Origin of the sequence: Flavobacterium xylosi (assembly GCF_042787345.1) — a bacterium.
Taxonomy (GTDB): Bacteria; Bacteroidota; Bacteroidia; order Flavobacteriales; family Flavobacteriaceae; genus Flavobacterium; species Flavobacterium xylosi.
Genome location: NZ_JBHZPZ010000002.1, coordinates 21,908 through 40,200, shown reverse-complemented (window position 1 = coordinate 40,200; position 18,293 = coordinate 21,908). Strand labels below are relative to the sequence as shown.

The following is an 18,293-nucleotide window of genomic DNA, read 5'->3' as shown; positions in this document are numbered from 1 at the left end:
CAATCTCTATTCAAATCTTGTTTAGATTTTTGAAATATTAATTACCAAAATTATAACGCATCGTAAATCCTGATCGAATGTTTGTCAAAGGGAATGAAGTGGAGATTACGGCTTTCGAAAAGGAATGATCATAGTAGAAAATTGCCGTTAAGTTTTTACTGAACGCGTAATCTGCAGTGATTCTTATAGACCAAATGTTTTGTCCACCGGCTAATTGATTATTATCATAATCCAAGTAACGAACAATTGTTTGATTATTGCGATACGACAAATCCCCTTTTATGTTAATATCACTTTTAATAATTCCTGTAGGATTATCTGCCAATCTGGAAGAAAAAATCACATCTTTAAAACGATATCCTAGTCCAACAACATATTCTATCCCTTTTACCTCGGTCAATAAATTATTATCAAAACTCATCGACAACGCTCTGTCTTTTTTGATTTCAGCCAATACCTTTAACGAGCTCTTTAATTCGAAATCCATTCTAACAAGCGGACTAAATTGTTCCACTAAATTGATATTTGACATAATTGTTTTATTGAAAAAATTTCCACTTGCATCCACTCCATCCGGAGTTTTATCATATTCGAAATTAGATCTAAAAGCATTAATCGTATACGAAGCTCTATACCCATGCTGCATAGAAAAACGTTTGAAATTTTCTTTGAAAAAACTATAACGCATCAAACCATTATATTTTACAGCCCAGTTTGGCAATGGAAAACTCCTGAATATTCCAAGGGAAACATCTGAAGCACCAGAACCGGAATAAGCGGCTAGAAAAGCAGGCAATAATACCGCCTGATTATTTTTACCATATCCTAACGGGTATCCCTCAGCATCAAGATTAGCCGGGTTATTTACATCTATTCCTCTTTGAGAAGCTAATCGATTTGCTACTGCGAGTCTGTTAATTCTAAAATCATCAAATGCAGCAGATCCATTTTCATCACTGACTGAAAACGAAGTTTTTATTAGAACAGTCGATACGGAAAAAAGTCCGTAACTATATGGAGAGCGAGGATTATACTGTCCATCAGTAACATCGTATTGCTCTGAAAAATTTTCAGAAAATGCTCTGTCCAAAGATAAATCAATTTTTAAATCAGGAAACAAATCAACGTTTGCTGTAGCTTTAAACAATTCATTAGTTACATGAGAATAGTTCTGATTAAAATCAGGGTAAGTGGTAAGCCACCCGTTCTTGGCCGCTTCATATCGCACATCGTCCTGACTTCCAAAAATAAAACCTAATGAAGGTCTTGATGACCCTAAAAACCCAACCCCTGGAGTATATCCGGGTAATATTGTCCCACTATTGTGCGTGTAATTCATCTGAATATTTTTAACACTCGTCAAAACCCCAATCAAACCATCTACAAATTCATTGCTTTTCGCAGGTTGTTGGTTATTTGTATTCACCACTTTTTCACCAGGTTTTGGAACAGCTGCCTTTGGCTTAGCCACTGATTTATTCGTGTTTTTCGACAATCCTAAATACTTATATAACGCATCCATGTTGAACGCAGCATTCAAATTATTTGAACTTGCATTTTGAATCGTATTACCTAAATTATAGTTGTTCCCATCAATTTCTATTTGAGACAACGCATTAGAAGCACGTTGCCAACTGTAGTCTCCAGTATAGGTATAATTAGCTTTTACAAAACTAAAAAGCGGAATTTTATTAATTGGTATTTCATAGTTTAACACCAATTGTTGCATGTGTTGGTTAGGATCTCCAATATCCCAATAACTATCCCAAATAGTAAAAGTATCAATAGGTTCATTGTTCTGGTTCAAATAATTTTTAACAATATTACTGGATGAAGCCGTATAATTTAATTTTAATGATTTTGTCAAATTATAATTAAATCCATATTGATAATTGAATGCAAAATTTCTCCGATACAAAGGATCGAGTCCTATTCCTTCAACTTCAACCTGTCTGAATTGTTGGCGATTGTATTGTCTGTTAATATTAGAATTAAATGAGATATTGGAAGGCAAATAATTAAAATTAAAATCACTTAACAATTTCCAATAATCACTTTTTTTCATGAAAGCTGTTTTCTTAAACGGCTCAACTGATTTGGGTTGAAAACTAAAGCCATAATCAACAGAGGAGCTTACGTGTTGATCGATATAATCTTCGATTTCAAAATCATGCCGCTCCACTTCATTGATAGATTGAGAAAAAGTGAAATTTTCTACATCATAAACATGTTGTTTTTGCTCCGGGCTTCTTTCTTTTCGCACTCCTATAAAGTTGATACTTGTTCGTTTTGTATAATCAGTTGCTCTGCTTTTAATATTATCTCTTTCGGATTGATTATCTGTATTGTCTAATAATTGTTTTAGCCTAATATCCTGATTAAAAGGATCATATTCCGGGGTAATCATTTCTTCACCAACGGCATAATTAAAAGGTAAATTTACGCCCCATTTTGGAGGCAATAATTTTCCGAGATTTAAATTTGTTACGATATTGTACTGCTTTGTATCTTCACGGCTTCTTTCATTTGGCCCTTGTTCTAACGCTCCAAAACCTATAGTGCTCATTTTCCCTGTGGCAGAAACAGTAGCAAAATCCGCAAGGTTCGAGTCCACATTCACTACTGCAGCCATACCGCCTTGATTATCCATATCGGCAATACGCAATTCATTGAACCAAACCTCGCCCTTAATATCCTGATGAGTCTCATTACTTTTAACACCAACCATCAAAGTTCGGACTTGTCCAAAATTAGGATTTCCTTTTATCCCTAATCTTAATTTATTAGGTTTATTAGATAATAACGGATCAAGTTCATCTTCAATTTTATAATAAATCCCATCTAAAGGCAATGTGTTTAGATCAATACTCATCGCTTGAATCTTCAATTGAGTCAATAACGCCAAAGACAAATCAATTTCATTCTCTTCTGGCCAAACTGTTTCTGCACTTAAAGCCGAACAATCAGAACTCGAAGTTGAGGAAGGAACCGTAACTTTTAAAGGAATTTCAATTTGATAAAAATTTTGGGTAAAGTCATTTCCAAAACGAATAAAACCGACCATTTGATTATCCTGAAGTGCGATTTCATTTGGCAAAGATTCAGCATGCAAGAACATTTTTAATTTATTGAATTGACGCATGTCGATACTCACATTTTTAAAAACAGCTCTCGAATCTTCTGGTTCCAATCCATCACCAGATATTCTTAGAGATAATGATTGTTCATTTTGATTAATAACCGTATTATTATTGTACAATTGTTCTCTTACTACCCCTGGAGGGGTAATGTAATTTACCGGACATCTTTCATTATTTTCTTGGACATTAACCGCCAATACATCTAAATCCGTTTTGTCATCAGCGACATTGGTATCATTAAAATCCAGTGTATTTGTATATCGTCTCCATTCTCCTCTAACTAAATCTAAAGCTCCAAAACGAACTGTTACCTGATCATTAAAACCAGTCATAAACATTCTCATAAAACGTATTGATCTAAAGTCCGAAATATTCCCAATGGTGTTTTCGGGTTGTGAAACAGGAATTTTAAACTGAATCCATCTTCCGTCAGTTACAGAACCGTCTGCCAAAGTGACCTGAGTATTTCTAATATCAGTTATATAATTTTGACCGATACTCATATTGGGTTTGACATCAATACTATATTCATAATACGCGTTAATCGTATTCATAGTATTATCTCTGTTAATATCTTCCACATCTGGAACCGTAGAGGCCCCTCTATTGGGGTCATTAATATCAACAGCGGAGTTTCCATCCACACCATTGTATTTTTTATATCGATCTGTAACATTTCCTGATGCGTTCAAATAAAACGTGTAATCATCTGCTGCGGGATCCGGCTCAGATGCAAAATTATTGTAAGTTGTAGCTTCTTTGGCATTAGTCAAACCATCCAAACCTACATCCTGATTGTTTCTATTATCAACATTGGTATCAAAAGCATAGATTAATGATTGCGAAGCAGGCACATCTCCCCATACAGACGGTGGATTTGCCAGTATTTGATCTGGACCAAGACCATTTTCATATTGTTTTCTTCCATCTTTCAATACATCCTCAGAAATCTCCCCTAAATTGAAATAAATTTTACCTGTATTCGTTTGAGGAATTTCTCCGTTTCCTACATACGGATCTAATACCCAAAACTGAATGTACTCAACGTTTCCTTGCTCGAAATTAGTAGAATTCAATGATCTCATAATCCCACCAAAATTTGATGACGGGCTTGTATTGTAATTGGAACTATTATTATAAGGTCCTCGATCAGAAGGATAATAACTTAAATCCAATGTGTTAACAACTTGAGATTGTCCTTGTGCGATATCCGTTAAAGGATACAATTCTTCACTATAAATTCTTCTGGTCGTATTAAAAGATAAATCCTCATTTGAAATTCCAGATGGTTTTTGGGTATAAAAAATAGGATCAATTGAATACCAGGCTACTTTTGCTCTTTTGAAACCATAACTCAAATCGTTAGCATTGGCATTGAAATCATAAGTACTGCTAGCGTTTCTTTCTGGTGTCGATGATAAACTCCATGCAAACGGAGAACGCATATCGATGGTCGATTGAGAACCTTCAAAATCATCAACATATATAGTAGACTCTCCTTCAAAACGATCTGCTTTTGGCGAATCCGGTTTCAAAAATGCAATTTCTCCTCTTATGGAAAGATTCGAAGGGACATCTGTATCAATATTTGGTAATTTATTTACTAATCGGGTTAAAAATGGAACCTCAGTAGAAAAATTAGAGTTGAATCCAAAAATAGTATTATTCACAGATTCCTGACCAAAGCTTGATTTCTGTGTAAATGGCCTTTCACTCATTTTTAAAAAAGTCGCACCAACTAAAAAATTATCTGAAATTTTATGTTCCACATTAACACCCATAAATCTTCTGGTCTGTTGTCCAAAAATGGAATTGTTTTCCAAAGAAACATTAATTGGCGTATTCGACGCCTGAAGTGAAGGATCCAGAATTTGAACTCTTCCCAATTGATAATTGACACTGTAATCTATTCCTTCAACTAAAATTCTTCCTCCGGCAGTTACTACCACTGAACCTCTGGGAACATTAAAAGCACCTATTGGTATTCCATCACCACCAGTAGATTTATATTTTCCTCTTAATAAAAATTTGTTTTTATCGCTATCTTCTAAAGCCCCGGATTGGGTGTTACGATACATATTTCTAAACACATATTTCTTTTGATTTGGATTATAGCTACTCTCTATATTATAATTTTCTGCTGAACCAGTATTAGATAATTTAGAAAATAATAATTCTCCAAAGGGCTCTTTAGTTGTAAATATAATTCTCCCGTTTTGAGCATCTATGGTCAAGCCTTGCATGAAATCAAAAAACCCATCTCCTCCTGTTTGTGGATCATTATTATAATTAAGCTTATCTAAATTGAACACTTTAAGTAAAGGGGTTTCAGCAACTTTATTTTCTTCGTTTTCCTTAGGTGTTTTTAATGGATCTGGTTCAGGAAATGGAACTGGATTTCCAGCAGCATCTTTTGCTTCGGTTATATAATTTAATGGAGAAGGATCCGTGTAAAGGATATTAAATCTAAAATCTTCCTGTTTCACCTGATACGCCCCTGGAATCTGATAAATATTTTTCATCATCAGGTTCCAAACCGGATTTTTGACATTGGTCAAATTACTTTTCAACATTTTCAAAATCAAACTCTGCGTAATAATTGCCTGATCTGATTGATTAGTTCCCGTTACAATAGTCGCATCTACACCATCATTTCCAAACTCCCCAACTTGATAAACTTTGTCACCAATCGTATATTGATATGCTACCGCTAAAACCTCATCATTGGCTAATCGTTGTTGTAACGAAATATATCCTAATTGAGCATTATAGGTATATTCATTAGGGTTCAATTTTCTGGCATTTTCCAGTTTAGAATAATCCTGACCTTCGCTTACAGTAACATTAAAACCCGAACTTGAGGTCACTATTTCACGTATATTATTGTTTAACAAACCACTTCCGGCTTCTATTTGTGCAGGGTCATAATCGTTATTGGAGTTATCAGAAGGAGAATTAATTGGGTTATTAAAAATTCCGGTGGAAGGATCTAACACCACCACTTCATTATCATTTATTGGGTTACCATTCGAATCAGTCAATTGTCCTTCCCCTAAATCCTGAAGGGCAATGATATTTCGTAGGTTATTATTGGTTGTGGTTACACGATTTTGTTTATTGGTAACCCAAATCTCTAATCTTGAAATTTGAACTCTGCTATCAATAAAAGGATAGTTTTTTAAGGAAGCATCGTATTTATTTCTGAAATATTGTGATAAGAAAAAGTGTCTGTCGTTATCATAATCCAGTGCAAAAATTTCAAAATCCTGAATCGTTCCTCCTCCTTGAGCAACTATGCTTTTGGTTTGCGATTTTTGTTCTGAAAATACGCCAGTCACAGTCGTTTTACCAAATTGCAATTGCGTTTTTACACCAAATAAACTTTGAGCACCTCTAATCAACGAGCTATTCAAAGGCATACTTACATTTCCAACTTCAATTTTTTGAATAATATCATCTTCAGTAGGAGCGTAATCTAACTTTATTAAATTTTGAAAAGCAAAAGTAGATTGCGTATCGTAATTCGCATTTACGTTGAGTCGGGTCCCTACTTTCCCCATCAAGCTCATACTTATCCTTTGATTGAAATCAAAAGAAAGATTTGATCTGTTTCTGGGAGAGAATGAGGGATTGTCCTGTTTTGTGTAACGCAATCCCAAATCCATTTCTACGGATCCTGTTGGTTTCACATCAATGGTATTGCTCCCGAAAATGGATTCGAAAAGCCCCGATTTTACATAATATCGTGGCAGTAAATCTTTTTTAGCTTCTTCACTTCCTTCTTTTTTCCCCTCCATAGCATCAACCTTTTTCTTAAAATAATCCCGCATGGATTCTTTCAAAACTAAGTTTTCATACTCTTTTGGAGTTAATATAATAGGATAGTCAATAGAAAAACCGTCGATAGAATTGGTATAAATATACCTATCTGTGACAGGGTCATAAGAATAAGCTGAAAGAATACTTTGGGGATTTTTAAGTTGGACTTTCCCAGTAGAAAAACCAGTTTTAACTGTATCCTGAACGGCTGGTGTTACCTGGGCTTGCGATACAAAACCACAAAATATGACTAGCAAAAAAATACAAATTTTATGCATATAATCCGTTTTTTGAGTCTCTTTTATAAGTTTTTTAAAGCTTTTTTAATAATCGATTCAACAGTAGCGTCTGGATCCTCTTTTACAATTTTTTCTACAATTCGTTCTGAAGTTTTTCGAACAAAACCTAATACTTCCAAAGCAGATAACGCTTCATCTCGATTTGTATTGTTGTGCGATAAAGAAACTTCGTCTAAATCGTACAATTTTAACACTTTTTCTTTCAAATCAAGTATTACTCTTTGGGCCGTTTTACTACCTATTCCTTTTATGGATTGAATGGTAATTACATCTCCTGATGCAATAGCATTTGTTATTTGTATGGGATCTAATGATGACAACATGGTTCTGGCAATACTGGCCCCAATACCAGAAACTGATAATAATAATTTAAAAATCTCTCTTTCTGATTTTTCTACAAACCCAAACAAAGTATGCGCATCTTCTTTTATTTGAAGATGCGTATATAATTTTATGAAGTCAGCATTAGGAAGTAAGGAGTAAGTATGCAGAGAAATATTCACATGATATCCAACACCGCCACAATCAAGAACTACCTGTGTTGGTGACTTTTCTACTAATTTCCCTTGTAAATGTGCTATCATTGTTATTTTTTTAAGTCACCAAATATAACAAAATTAACAAATTATCTTACCAAATTTATCTTTATAAATCTTTTTATTGCAAAAAAAATTACCGCTTAAACTTGTTTTTTCTTTTGTTTTTCTTGCGCATCAATCACAGCAATAGCCGCCATATTTACCATTTCTTCTACACTTGCACCTAATTGAAATATATGAACCGGTTTCCCCATTCCTAACATAATTGGTCCTATTGAGTCCACTTTATTTAACTCTTTCAATAGTTTATAAGTAATATTCGCCGATTCAAGATTTGGAAAAATTAAAGTATTTACTTTTTTACCTGCTAGTTTAGAAAAAGGAAACTTTGCTTTTAACATTTCCGGATTTAAAGCAAAATCAGCTTGAAGTTCTCCATCTATTACCATTTCGGGATAATTTTTATGCAAATAAGCTACGGCTTCTCTCACTTTTGAAGCACTTTCATTTGTTGAAGACCCAAAATTAGAATAGGAAATCATTGCTATCACCGGCTCTACTCCAAACATCTTCGCTGTTTTAGCAGTCATAATAGCAATTTTTGCTAAATCATCTGCTGAAGGATTAATGTTTATAGCTGTATCCGATAAAAACATAGGTCCACGAGTGGTCATCATCATATTTGTCGTAGCAACAAGCGAAGCTCCGGGAGCTTTATCGATAAGTTGCAACATTGGTTTTACCACAGATGGATAACTTCGGGAATATCCTGTCACTAATGCATCTACTTCTCCCTCATTGACCATCATGGCTGCGAAATAGTTTCTTTCGCGCATTAATTTCTGAGCATCCAAAAGTGAAATCCCACGTCTTTGTCTGGATGACCAATAGGTAGTAGCAAACTTATTTCTTCTAGGCTCTTCTACTTTTTCTTTTGGATCTATGATTTCAACCTCAGCATCAAAACCTAGTTCTTCTTTTAATTCCAAAATAATCTCTTTGTTCCCGAGTAAAATTGGAAAACCGATACCTTCTTCTAATACAATTTGCGCCGCTTTAAGAACATCTAAATGATCGGCTTCCGCAAAAACGATTCTTTTAGGATCCATTTTGGCTCTATTGGTAATCAATCTAACCATTTTGTTATCATTCCCCAATCGGTCTAAAAGCTCTTCTTCGTACTTTTTCCAATCTGTAATAGGATTCAATGCTACACCAGAATCCATAGCTGCTTTAGCAACGGCTGGAGCTACTATAGTAATCAATCTAGGGTCAAATGGTTTTGGAATAATATATTCTCTTCCAAAAATCAACTTAGTTGCTCCATAAGCAACATTAACCTGCTCCGGAACTGATTCTTTGGCCAATAACGCAAGAGCTCTTACCGCTGCCATTTTCATCGCTTCATTTATTTTGGTAGCCCTAACATCTAGCGCACCTCTAAAGATATATGGAAATCCAAGAACATTATTTACCTGATTAGGATGATCAGAACGGCCGGTTGCCATAATAACATCTTTACGAGTTGCAATAGCAAGGTCGTAATCTATTTCGGGATCCGGATTTGCCATAGCAAAAACGATTGGATTTTCAGCCATCCCCAATAACATTTGTGGAGTCATAATGTCTCCAGTTGACAAACCTAAGAAAACATCCGCTCCAACTAATGCTTCTTCAAGACTAATTGGTGCGATGTCTTTTGCATATTTTTGTTGTAAATCAGAAAGTGATTTGTTGTCTTTTGTTAATACCCCTTTACTATTGAACATTAATATGTTTTCAATTTTCACTCCAAGCAAAACATACAAATTAGCACAAGCAAGAGCTGCTGAGCCCGCTCCTGAAACTACTAACTTTACATCTTCTGATTTTTTATTTGCCAATTCCAATGCATTCAACAAAGCTGCAGATGATATAATTGCAGTTCCATGCTGATCATCATGCATCACCGGAATATTTAATTCTTCAACCAATCGTCTTTCTATTTCAAAAGATTCAGGTGCTTTGATATCCTCCAGATTTATCCCACCAAAAGTTGGCGCAATATTTTTGACTGTTTGGATAAATTCTTCAATATCTTTAGTTCCAATCTCAATGTCAAAAACATCTATATCAGCAAAAATTTTAAACAATAAACCTTTACCTTCCATTACTGGCTTGGATGCTTCAGGACCAATATCGCCCAGTCCTAAAACTGCAGTTCCATTTGTGATTACAGCAACAAGATTTCCTTTTGCGGTATATTTATATACATTGTTTACATCTTTTGCAATTTCCAAACATGGTTCTGCCACACCAGGCGAATAGGCCAAAGACAAATCTCTTTGGGTTGCATATTTTTTAGTGGGAACTACTTGAATTTTACCTGGAGTAGGCTTTGCGTGGTATAATAATGCCTCTCTTCTTTTGCTGTTTTTGTCCATTTTTTACATTTTATCCTAGTTCACAAAGATATACCACTTGGTCCAAAAATTAAGCTATTATCTTATTCTTTTATAAAAAACAGCCTAAGTCATTATGTGTAAATTAAAATAGCTGCGAAAAATTGCAGCTACTTTAATTTATAATTTAATCCCGATTACATTTTGCTTCCACTAATGTAAGAATCCAGATATTGAATGGTGTTTTTTTGAAGTTCGATTATCGCCTTTACCACATCACCTATGGAGACAACCCCCACAATCTCGCCTTCTAACAAAACCGGCAAATGTCTTATTCTTCTTGCAGTCATCAATTCCATACAATAGTCAATATTATCCGATGGCTTTACGGTAATCACCTCTCTTTCCATAATTTCATGAACGAAAGTTTCTTTTGAAGATTTGTCTTTAAGAACAATTTTTCTGGCATAATCTCTTTCAGATAAAACTCCTTTTAAAACATTATCTTCAATTATTAATACCGCTCCAATATTCTTTTCTCCCATCACTTTTAAGGCTTCATATACAGTAATAGTAGAAACTATCGAATGTACTTCCTTTCCTTTTGTGCTTAATATTTGATTTACAGTCATAACCGAAAATTTAAGTTGACCATAAAGTTAAAAAAAAAAACATAAAAAGGAAATAAATTCTAATAAGAATAACTTTCGGAGGTTTATTACTCCAATTCTATAAAAGAACTAATGTCAATATCAGCAGGAAGCCTACCAACATTTTGTAATTTCAGCACTGCTAGTTTTTGCGCTATAGTAATAGTATCATTAAAATTTTTATTCAAAAGCTGTGCATACAAAAAACCTGTCCAAAAAGCATCACCGGCACCTGTCGCATCTTTTATCTCAAGAACTGGAATTGCTTTTTGATGAAAAAGCCCAAATTTTTTATCTGATAAAACTACTCCTTCTTTCCCTTTTGTCAAGCAAATAGTTGAAGCGCCCAAGTTATGAAAATATTCAAAAATAAAATCTTCCGTTTTTGATTCTGAAAATAACCTGTAGCAGTCGTCTTCACTTAGTTTCACTAAAGGATCCGTTGCTAAATACTCTTTTAATACCAATTTAGCTTCGTCTCTATCATTCCAAATTCGTTCCGAAAAATTAATATCAATACTTGTTTTCAGTCCCAATTGCTTCGCTCTTTTAGCACTTTCAAGAATTGTGGTGCGAGCAGGATCTTTACTTAATGCGAAACAAGTTGTATGAAAAATTTTAGCACTTTCAAGTAAATCATCTGTAATTTGACTCGGGTCAATTTGAGAGTCAGCTTCTCTAAATGGAATAAAATCAGGAGTCCCCGTAGATTTAGAAACAAATATTACCGAAGTTGGCATATGATCAATTTTTTTTACATGAGAAGTAATGACATTATTCGCCTTCAATTTACGAACAATATATTCTCCTAATCCATCTTGACCACAAGTAGCTACTAAAACTGAATTCAAGCCTAATCTTGTTGCATTAACAGCAACATTTGTAGGGGATCCACCTAAAAATCGGTGAAAATCTTTAGTTCTATTTATGGAAGTATCAATTTGATGACCAATAAAATCAATTAAAACTTCCCCAATACAAATTATATCAATAGATTTTTTCATTTTATTAAACTAAATATTTAAAATCACTATAAATACTTTGATGCAACATTACGGTTGCAGCTGCGCTCCATGCGCAATACGAAACCCCATTAGGCAATTGGGTTTTACTGTTGAAGTTTTCATAAAAACTATAATTCTCAATTTTATTAATAGCATTTATAGCTTCCAGTATTTCAATAGCTTCTTCTTTTTTTGTTGAATTCAATAACGCAAGTCCATAAAACCCATTAACCATTGACCAACTTCCGCCATTATGAAATTCGTTTGGAAAGTTCCTGAATTCGTATTTATAATTATTCTTAAGCAACTTCCAGTCGATATCATTTTCTTTTATTGGCGGCCAGAAAGCGGGCAATAACTTTAATGGCATTTTGTTTTTTAAACCTAAAGAATATGACAAAATATTTTCTTGAAGCGCAGTTGTCCCTATATTTAAAAGTAGCGCTAAGGAATTCGCAAAAGCATCAAACTGCATTTTATAACCCGATGGCGAAAACGAACAAGGCATGAAATTTTGAATATTAGCTTCCTTGTATGCCCTTTCATGGTATTTCTCTCCTACTGAATCAGGACAAAAATTAATTGCTAACTGTTGCGTTATTTGTTCAATTTTACCTGCTATCAAATCACTTTTACAAAAATAATTATAACTTTTTAGAGCCCATACTCTCAATAATTGATCATATAATACATAACCATCCGTTATGTATTCATCCGCCCAATTTCCTGAAAGAGGGACATAAAGCAAATGTTTATTATTAAATTCCCATGCTTCTAAAAGCTGTAAACACTTTTGAATGTTACTATCATATTTTTGAATAAATGCCTGGTCCTTTTTATAAAAAGCGTATTGACAAACACCAATAATAAACCAAGTCACTGCATCTACCCTTCCGGCTAAACCTCCATAACTCACTTCTACAACATCTCCATCTGTCATTACATTTGAGGGAATTGTACCATTATAATGCTGATTTTTTGCTAATGTTTCTAATGTGTTACCAAAGGTCTCAATCAATTTTTCATCAGCTGTAGCTAAAGCTGCCAAACCACATATTACTCCATCTCTAGCCCAAACTCTTTTGTAATTTGAAATGTTTTGAGCGCTTGCTAAAAATCCTTCTTTAGACGAAGCATTCTGCAATAATTCAATTGCTTTTTTATAATCTATATTTTTCATTATACTATCGCTTCTTTTCTGTTTTTAACAGTTATAAAAAGAGTAAAAATTGCCCCCAAAATTAAAAAAACACCAGCTAATTTAATCACATTTAATGGATTACTCCCTAATAAATCATACACAAAATATTGCATTGTCAACACTTGAATTGCCATTGGTATTACAATAAACATATTAAAAATCCCCATATAAATACCTGTTTTATCTTTTGGAATAGAACCAGCCAAAAGCTGATAAGGCATAGCCATCATAGAAGCCCAAGAAATCCCTAAACCAAATGAGTATAAAAAGATGGTGGTCACTGCTACGTTTCGTCCAAATGGATTGTGCATTACAAATAGAACATCTACATTGTTTAAAAACGGAATACTCAATAAACCTATTCCACCCAATAATAAAGCAAAAAAATGAACTCCTTTTGCCCCAATTTTAAGTGCTAAAGGAACCAGTAAAAAAGCAACCATAAAACAAATTATATTATAGGTCCCATTTAAACTACCTGTCAACAATTGTGCTTTAGAAAACCCTTGTGACGCCTGATCTGTTGTATTGTAAATAGATATTGAAAGTGTGGATGTGATGTATTGCCAATAACAAAACATAGCATACCAAGTAAAGAATTTAACGGGTATTAATTGTTTCATTGTTAAGGGCATTGTTTTGAAAGCCTTTACAATGTCAACTAAAACCGTATTAAAAATATTTTGTTTTTTCTTTTCATTAATCAATGCTAACTCCTCATCAGTAGGCGGATATTCTTTTGTTGTAAAAACTGAAATCAGAACCGATACAATAGAAGCAAATGCTCCAATGAAAAAAGCCCAATAAGTATACGTTGGAATCCCATTTGATAATTTATCCGTAATTGCCAAAACCCCTAATGCTACTAAAATAGCGGGTGTGAAATTAGCCAATGTAATACCTAATCCTGTAAAGAAACTTTGCATTAAAAAACCTAATGATTGTTGTTTTTGATCTAATTTATCGGCTACAAAAGCACGATAAGGTTCCATGGCTAAATTATTTGCAGCATCTAAAATCCATAGCAAACTCGCAGCCATAAAAATAGAATTAGAAAAAGGCATGACCAGCAACGCAAAACTTGATATTAAAGCTCCTATAAGGAAAAATGGTTTTCGGCGACCAAATTTTGGCGACCAAGTGCCATCACTAATCGCTCCAACAATAGGCTGAATTATTAAACCTGTAATAGGTCCTGCAAGCCATAACATAGGCAAACTACCTTCATCAGCTCCTAAATATTTATAAATCGCACTCATGTTACTTTGTTGCAACCCGAAACTGAATTGAATTCCGAAAAACCCAAAATTCATATTCCATATTTGCCAAAAATTGAGTTTTACCTTTTTAAACATGCTCCTATTCTTTTTTTAATTTTAAAAAAACAACTCCTATATTTAAAAATATAGGAATTGCCCAACAATTAACTAATCATGAAACATTTCATTAAAATCTATAAGACAAGGCCATAGAAATTGATCTTCCGGTCAATGATCTTGCTCTTACGTAGTTTACCGTATTCTCAGTTATACTTCCCTCTTCTGACTCCGTAATTGCCAATGTATTGAATATGTTATTACCAGAAAGATTTACTGATAACCCTTTTGTCAAACCAACTTCAACAAAACCATTTACAATTACAAAACCATTCATTACGAGTTGATTTGAATCTTGAGCAAAGGCTTTAGTCTGCCCAATAAAACTTAATCCTAATGTGTTTTTTCTATCCATAAATTTAAACGTTGGCATTACACCATACATTAATTTAGGCTGTCTTCTTGGTTCATTTCCTTCATCAGTGCCGGATGTAATTTCTGCTTTGGTATACGTCATAGACCCTCTTAGGTTCAAGTTATCTGACAAATCATACGCTGACTCTAATTCTAATCCTAAAGATTTGTAATTATTTTGTCTAATTACATTTGCTCCAGCCTCATAACCCGCTTGCTCATCTGTTTTAGAACTAAAGGCAGTGGCATAAAGGTATCCTCTATCGAATTTTTGTTTATAGCCAATTTCTGTCTGCATTAAAAAGTCGAGAGCATTGATTTTATTTCCGTCTAAATAATCCAATCCGCTAAATAAAATTCTATCAGCTTTCGCGGAAACGCCTCTACTAACTCTAGCAAATAACGATTTTTTCGTATTTAACAAATAGTTTCCACCTAACGTGTATGAAAAATAGTCGTAAGTATAATTAACTGGAGTTTCATTAGCAGTATTCACAGCAAATACATTGTTTTCCGGTGCAGATAGTACTCCATCATTATTGATGTCATATTGTGTCGCTGTCCCCCCGGTAAAAGAACCTGTGGCTTTTCCATTATCATATCGTACCCCACCTTCAAAAGAAAGGTTTTCAGAAGCATCAAATGAAACATTTACGTAAGGGGCAGACACGTTATACTGCGTGTCGTAATTTCTAGCTAAATTTCCCCAAGCAGGAGTCCCATATGCATAGAGCCCATTCTCTGACAAGAGATTACCGTTAACATCCGTTACATTAATTAAACGAGGATTAGTATCCGATACTTCTTGTAGGTAAGAATTCCATAGCCAAGACATAGAAACATTTTGCATTGATTTGAAAAACCCAAAAGTGATTCCTACATTATCTATTTTTTTTGTCAATCTCAAATCGTTCATAAAATTACTCATATCATTCAATTGTGTATCAAACATATGAACTCTAGCAACTAAACCATTAGGAGTATTAAAAGCAGTCCCATCATTTACATAACTTAGCGTTGCACCCGCACCAAAAGAACTTGCGATAGCAGAAGCTGTACCCAATTCAGCAGGAAAAGGAGATATAAAGCCGCCACTGTTTGCAGAGTAACGTAAATTATCTGAAACTTTCCAGTTATTATCTAAATCAAAAGTAGCATTTGCCCCTATGGATTTTGAAATAGGGTGCATTCCATTAGCAACTTTTTCTCTTCTTACATTTCCTTCTGTACCAAGTCCTACATTATGGTTTAAATAAATAGATTGCATCGCACCTCTTGTAGCATCATAGCCATCTACACTCGTCCAATTTGGATTTGCATTAGTTCCAGAAACCTGAACAGGCATTGGCATATATGCTACTGCTCTATCATTTAAAAATTTAGCATAAACTGTTACTGATCCTTTTTCGAATTCTTTTGTAACATTGAATTTTACTTGACCGCCATTATTGCTATTAAATCCTGTTTTTCTAACACCTTCACCTGATCTGTAAAAACCACCTACATGAAAATACAATCCATCACCTATTTTAGTCCCATAATCTAAATCAGTTCTGAAATTTTCATAATCTAGCCCAAAAGTAGTACTTAAAGTTCCTCCTTCAGTTTTCCCTGTTTTACTAATGAAATTGATAATTCCTCCAGGAGAATTTGAAGACAAAGTTGAAGCTGAGCCTCCACGAATAGCTTCAATTCTGGCTACGTTACCATCAAACCTTGTAAAAATATCGGCTGTTGCAAAAGCAATATCTCCAAATAATAATACCGGAAGCCCATCTTCTTGAATTTGTAAATATTTGGAACCTCCAGATGATATTGGCACCCCACGGACAGAAATATTGGAATTACCTTCTCCTCCTGATGATTCTGAACGTATTCCTGGAATAGTCCTAAAAATCTCAGCAGTTGATCTTGGTGCTGATTGCTCAATTTCCTTTGTATTCATTGATGTAATAGAAACACTCGATTTAATTTTTGTTCTTGGATTAATTACCCCAGTAATTATAACATCATCAAGCACATTAGTATCTTCGATTAATGTAATATTTTTAATCAAATTTCCATTTACATCAATTTTAAACTCAACATTTTTATAACCAATGTATGAAGCAATAAAGTCAAAAGTACCATTTTGAAGATTTGAAAAATTATATTTTCCATCAATATCAGTCACAACTGATTTTGACGAATCTTTAATCAAAATATTAACACCTGGTATTGGTGCTCCATTAACATCCGAAACCACTCCTGCTACGGTAGCGTTTTGTGCAAAAGAAAGATTAAATAGCAGTAAAGCTACAATCATGCCTATTTGCCTGATTAATAAATTAGGTTTTTTCATGGTTTTGAAATAATTTAGTTAATAAATTTTAGTTAGTTTTATTGTCAAATATATAATTATAAAGAAATAAAATAATGAATTACACAATCGAAAACGTTTTCGAAATACCGAAAACGTTTTCGATTTGATATAAAAAAATATTTTACCATATTTGTCTCATGAAAGAAGCTACTCTTAAAGAAATTGCAGAAAAACTGGGTATATCCATTACCACAGTTTCTAAAGCATTAAAAGACTATCCAGACGTTAGTTTAAAAACCAAAGATGCGGTTATTTCATTAGCAAAAAAACTCAACTACAGCCCTAATTCTTTTGCTGTCAATCTAAGAACAAAAGAATCAAAAACAATTGGCTTAATTATTCCCGAAATCGTTCATCATTTTTTTTCAAATGTAATAAATGGGATTGTTGCTGAAGCTGAAAAAAATGGTTACTTAGTTATCATTCTACAATCAAATGAATCATTAGAATTAGAAAAAAAACAGGTCGCCTTACTAATTAACAAAAGAGTAGATGGAATAATTATTTCTCTCTCTAACGAATCTAATGATGACAGCCATCTTAAGGAAATTATAGCACGGAAGATCCCGTTTGTGCAATTTGACAAAATTGCAAAGTTGATTCATAGTTCTAAGGTCGTTATTAACGATCAACTTGCCGCCAGAAATGCGGTTCAGCATTTAATAGATAACGGCTACCGGAAAATTGCCCATATAAGAGGCCCCTTAAATCCTCAAAATGCCATTGACCGTTTTATCGGTTATAAAAAAGCGTTAGAAATAAACAACATCCCTTTTGATGCTTCGTTGGTCTATACATGTGAAAAAGTAACTTTTCAAGAGGGAATAGATTTTGCAAAACAAATAATGGCTGACCATCCTGATGTTGAAGGAATATTTGCCATTACAGATCTTGTTGCTGTAGGAGTACTTTCTTATTTTAATGATATCGGAATTAAAATTCCGGAACAAGTAGCCGTAATAGGCTTTAGTAATTGGTTTATGTCTCGAGTACTAACCCCTAAACTTAGTACAGTTGACCAACCTAGTCATGAAATGGGAGTAACTTCTTTTAAATTATTATTAGAAGAAATGAATTGTCACAAAAAAGAAATTCCTTTTACACCTAGAACTATAGAACTCGAAACAAAAGTGATAGCAAGAGAATCTACTTTTAAAAAAAAATAGCT

Annotated in this window: 9 protein-coding genes; 1 reads left to right on the top strand and 8 read right to left on the bottom strand. The window is 33.9% G+C overall.

Features of this window, described 5'->3' with window-relative positions; genetic code table 11:
* Positions 1-37 precede the first annotated feature (37 nt).
* The 8 genes from sov to ACFX5E_RS01675 all read right to left on the bottom strand — a co-directional run bounded on the left by sov (position 38) and on the right by ACFX5E_RS01675 (position 17,104).
* Positions 38-7,237, bottom strand: a complete 7,200-nt coding sequence (gene sov / locus ACFX5E_RS01710; protein WP_379853439.1) for a T9SS outer membrane translocon Sov/SprA — start codon at positions 7,235-7,237, stop codon at positions 38-40.
* Positions 7,238-7,260: 23 nt separating this feature from the next.
* Positions 7,261-7,842, bottom strand: a complete 582-nt coding sequence (ruvA, locus tag ACFX5E_RS01705) for a Holliday junction branch migration protein RuvA (protein ID WP_379853438.1) — start codon at positions 7,840-7,842, stop codon at positions 7,261-7,263.
* A 95-nt stretch (positions 7,843-7,937) separates the two neighbouring features.
* Entirely contained in the window at positions 7,938-10,220 is a 2,283-nt protein-coding gene (locus ACFX5E_RS01700) for an NADP-dependent malic enzyme (protein WP_379853437.1), read from the bottom strand.
* 155 nt (positions 10,221-10,375) lie between these two features.
* Entirely contained in the window at positions 10,376-10,810 is a 435-nt protein-coding gene (locus tag ACFX5E_RS01695) for a CBS domain-containing protein (protein ID WP_379853436.1), read from the bottom strand.
* An 86-nt stretch (positions 10,811-10,896) separates the two neighbouring features.
* The gene (locus ACFX5E_RS01690; RefSeq protein WP_379853435.1) at positions 10,897-11,832 is read right to left on the bottom strand and encodes a carbohydrate kinase family protein; all 936 of its coding nucleotides are present in this window, start codon (positions 11,830-11,832) and stop codon (positions 10,897-10,899) included.
* Between the two features lie 4 nt (positions 11,833-11,836).
* Positions 11,837-13,012 carry a glycoside hydrolase 100 family protein gene (locus tag ACFX5E_RS01685; RefSeq protein ID WP_379853434.1) on the bottom strand — a complete coding sequence of 392 codons (1,176 nt, stop codon included), beginning with the start codon at positions 13,010-13,012 and terminating at the stop codon, positions 11,837-11,839.
* On the bottom strand, positions 13,012-14,388 hold the full coding sequence (locus ACFX5E_RS01680) for an MFS transporter (RefSeq protein ID WP_379853433.1): 1,377 nt from the start codon (positions 14,386-14,388) through the stop codon (positions 13,012-13,014). Before ACFX5E_RS01680 ends, ACFX5E_RS01685 begins: the two co-directional genes overlap by 1 nt.
* A gap of 91 nt (positions 14,389-14,479) precedes the next feature.
* Positions 14,480-17,104, bottom strand: coding sequence for a TonB-dependent receptor domain-containing protein (locus ACFX5E_RS01675; RefSeq protein ID WP_379853432.1), 2,625 nt, complete (start codon positions 17,102-17,104; stop codon positions 14,480-14,482).
* A gap of 158 nt (positions 17,105-17,262) precedes the next feature.
* Here ACFX5E_RS01675 and ACFX5E_RS01670 point away from each other — a divergent pair, with 158 nt between their 5' ends.
* Positions 17,263-18,291: a LacI family DNA-binding transcriptional regulator gene (locus ACFX5E_RS01670; protein WP_379853431.1), complete on the top strand. Its 1,029-nt coding sequence runs from the start codon at positions 17,263-17,265 to the stop codon at positions 18,289-18,291.
* The last annotated feature ends 2 nt before the right edge of the window (positions 18,292-18,293 follow it).

Coding starts and splice junctions, on each gene's coding strand:
- ACFX5E_RS01700 (WP_379853437.1), bottom strand. CDS start 10,220: ATGGACAAAAACAGCAAAAGAAGAGAGGCATTATTATACCACGCAAAG.
- sov (WP_379853439.1), bottom strand. CDS start 7,237: ATGCATAAAATTTGTATTTTTTTGCTAGTCATATTTTGTGGTTTTGTA.
- ACFX5E_RS01670 (WP_379853431.1), top strand. CDS start 17,263: ATGAAAGAAGCTACTCTTAAAGAAATTGCAGAAAAACTGGGTATATCC.
- ACFX5E_RS01685 (WP_379853434.1), bottom strand. CDS start 13,012: ATGAAAAATATAGATTATAAAAAAGCAATTGAATTATTGCAGAATGCT.
- ACFX5E_RS01690 (WP_379853435.1), bottom strand. CDS start 11,832: ATGAAAAAATCTATTGATATAATTTGTATTGGGGAAGTTTTAATTGAT.
- ruvA (WP_379853438.1), bottom strand. CDS start 7,842: ATGATAGCACATTTACAAGGGAAATTAGTAGAAAAGTCACCAACACAG.
- ACFX5E_RS01695 (WP_379853436.1), bottom strand. CDS start 10,810: ATGACTGTAAATCAAATATTAAGCACAAAAGGAAAGGAAGTACATTCG.
- ACFX5E_RS01675 (WP_379853432.1), bottom strand. CDS start 17,104: ATGAAAAAACCTAATTTATTAATCAGGCAAATAGGCATGATTGTAGCT.
- ACFX5E_RS01680 (WP_379853433.1), bottom strand. CDS start 14,388: ATGTTTAAAAAGGTAAAACTCAATTTTTGGCAAATATGGAATATGAAT.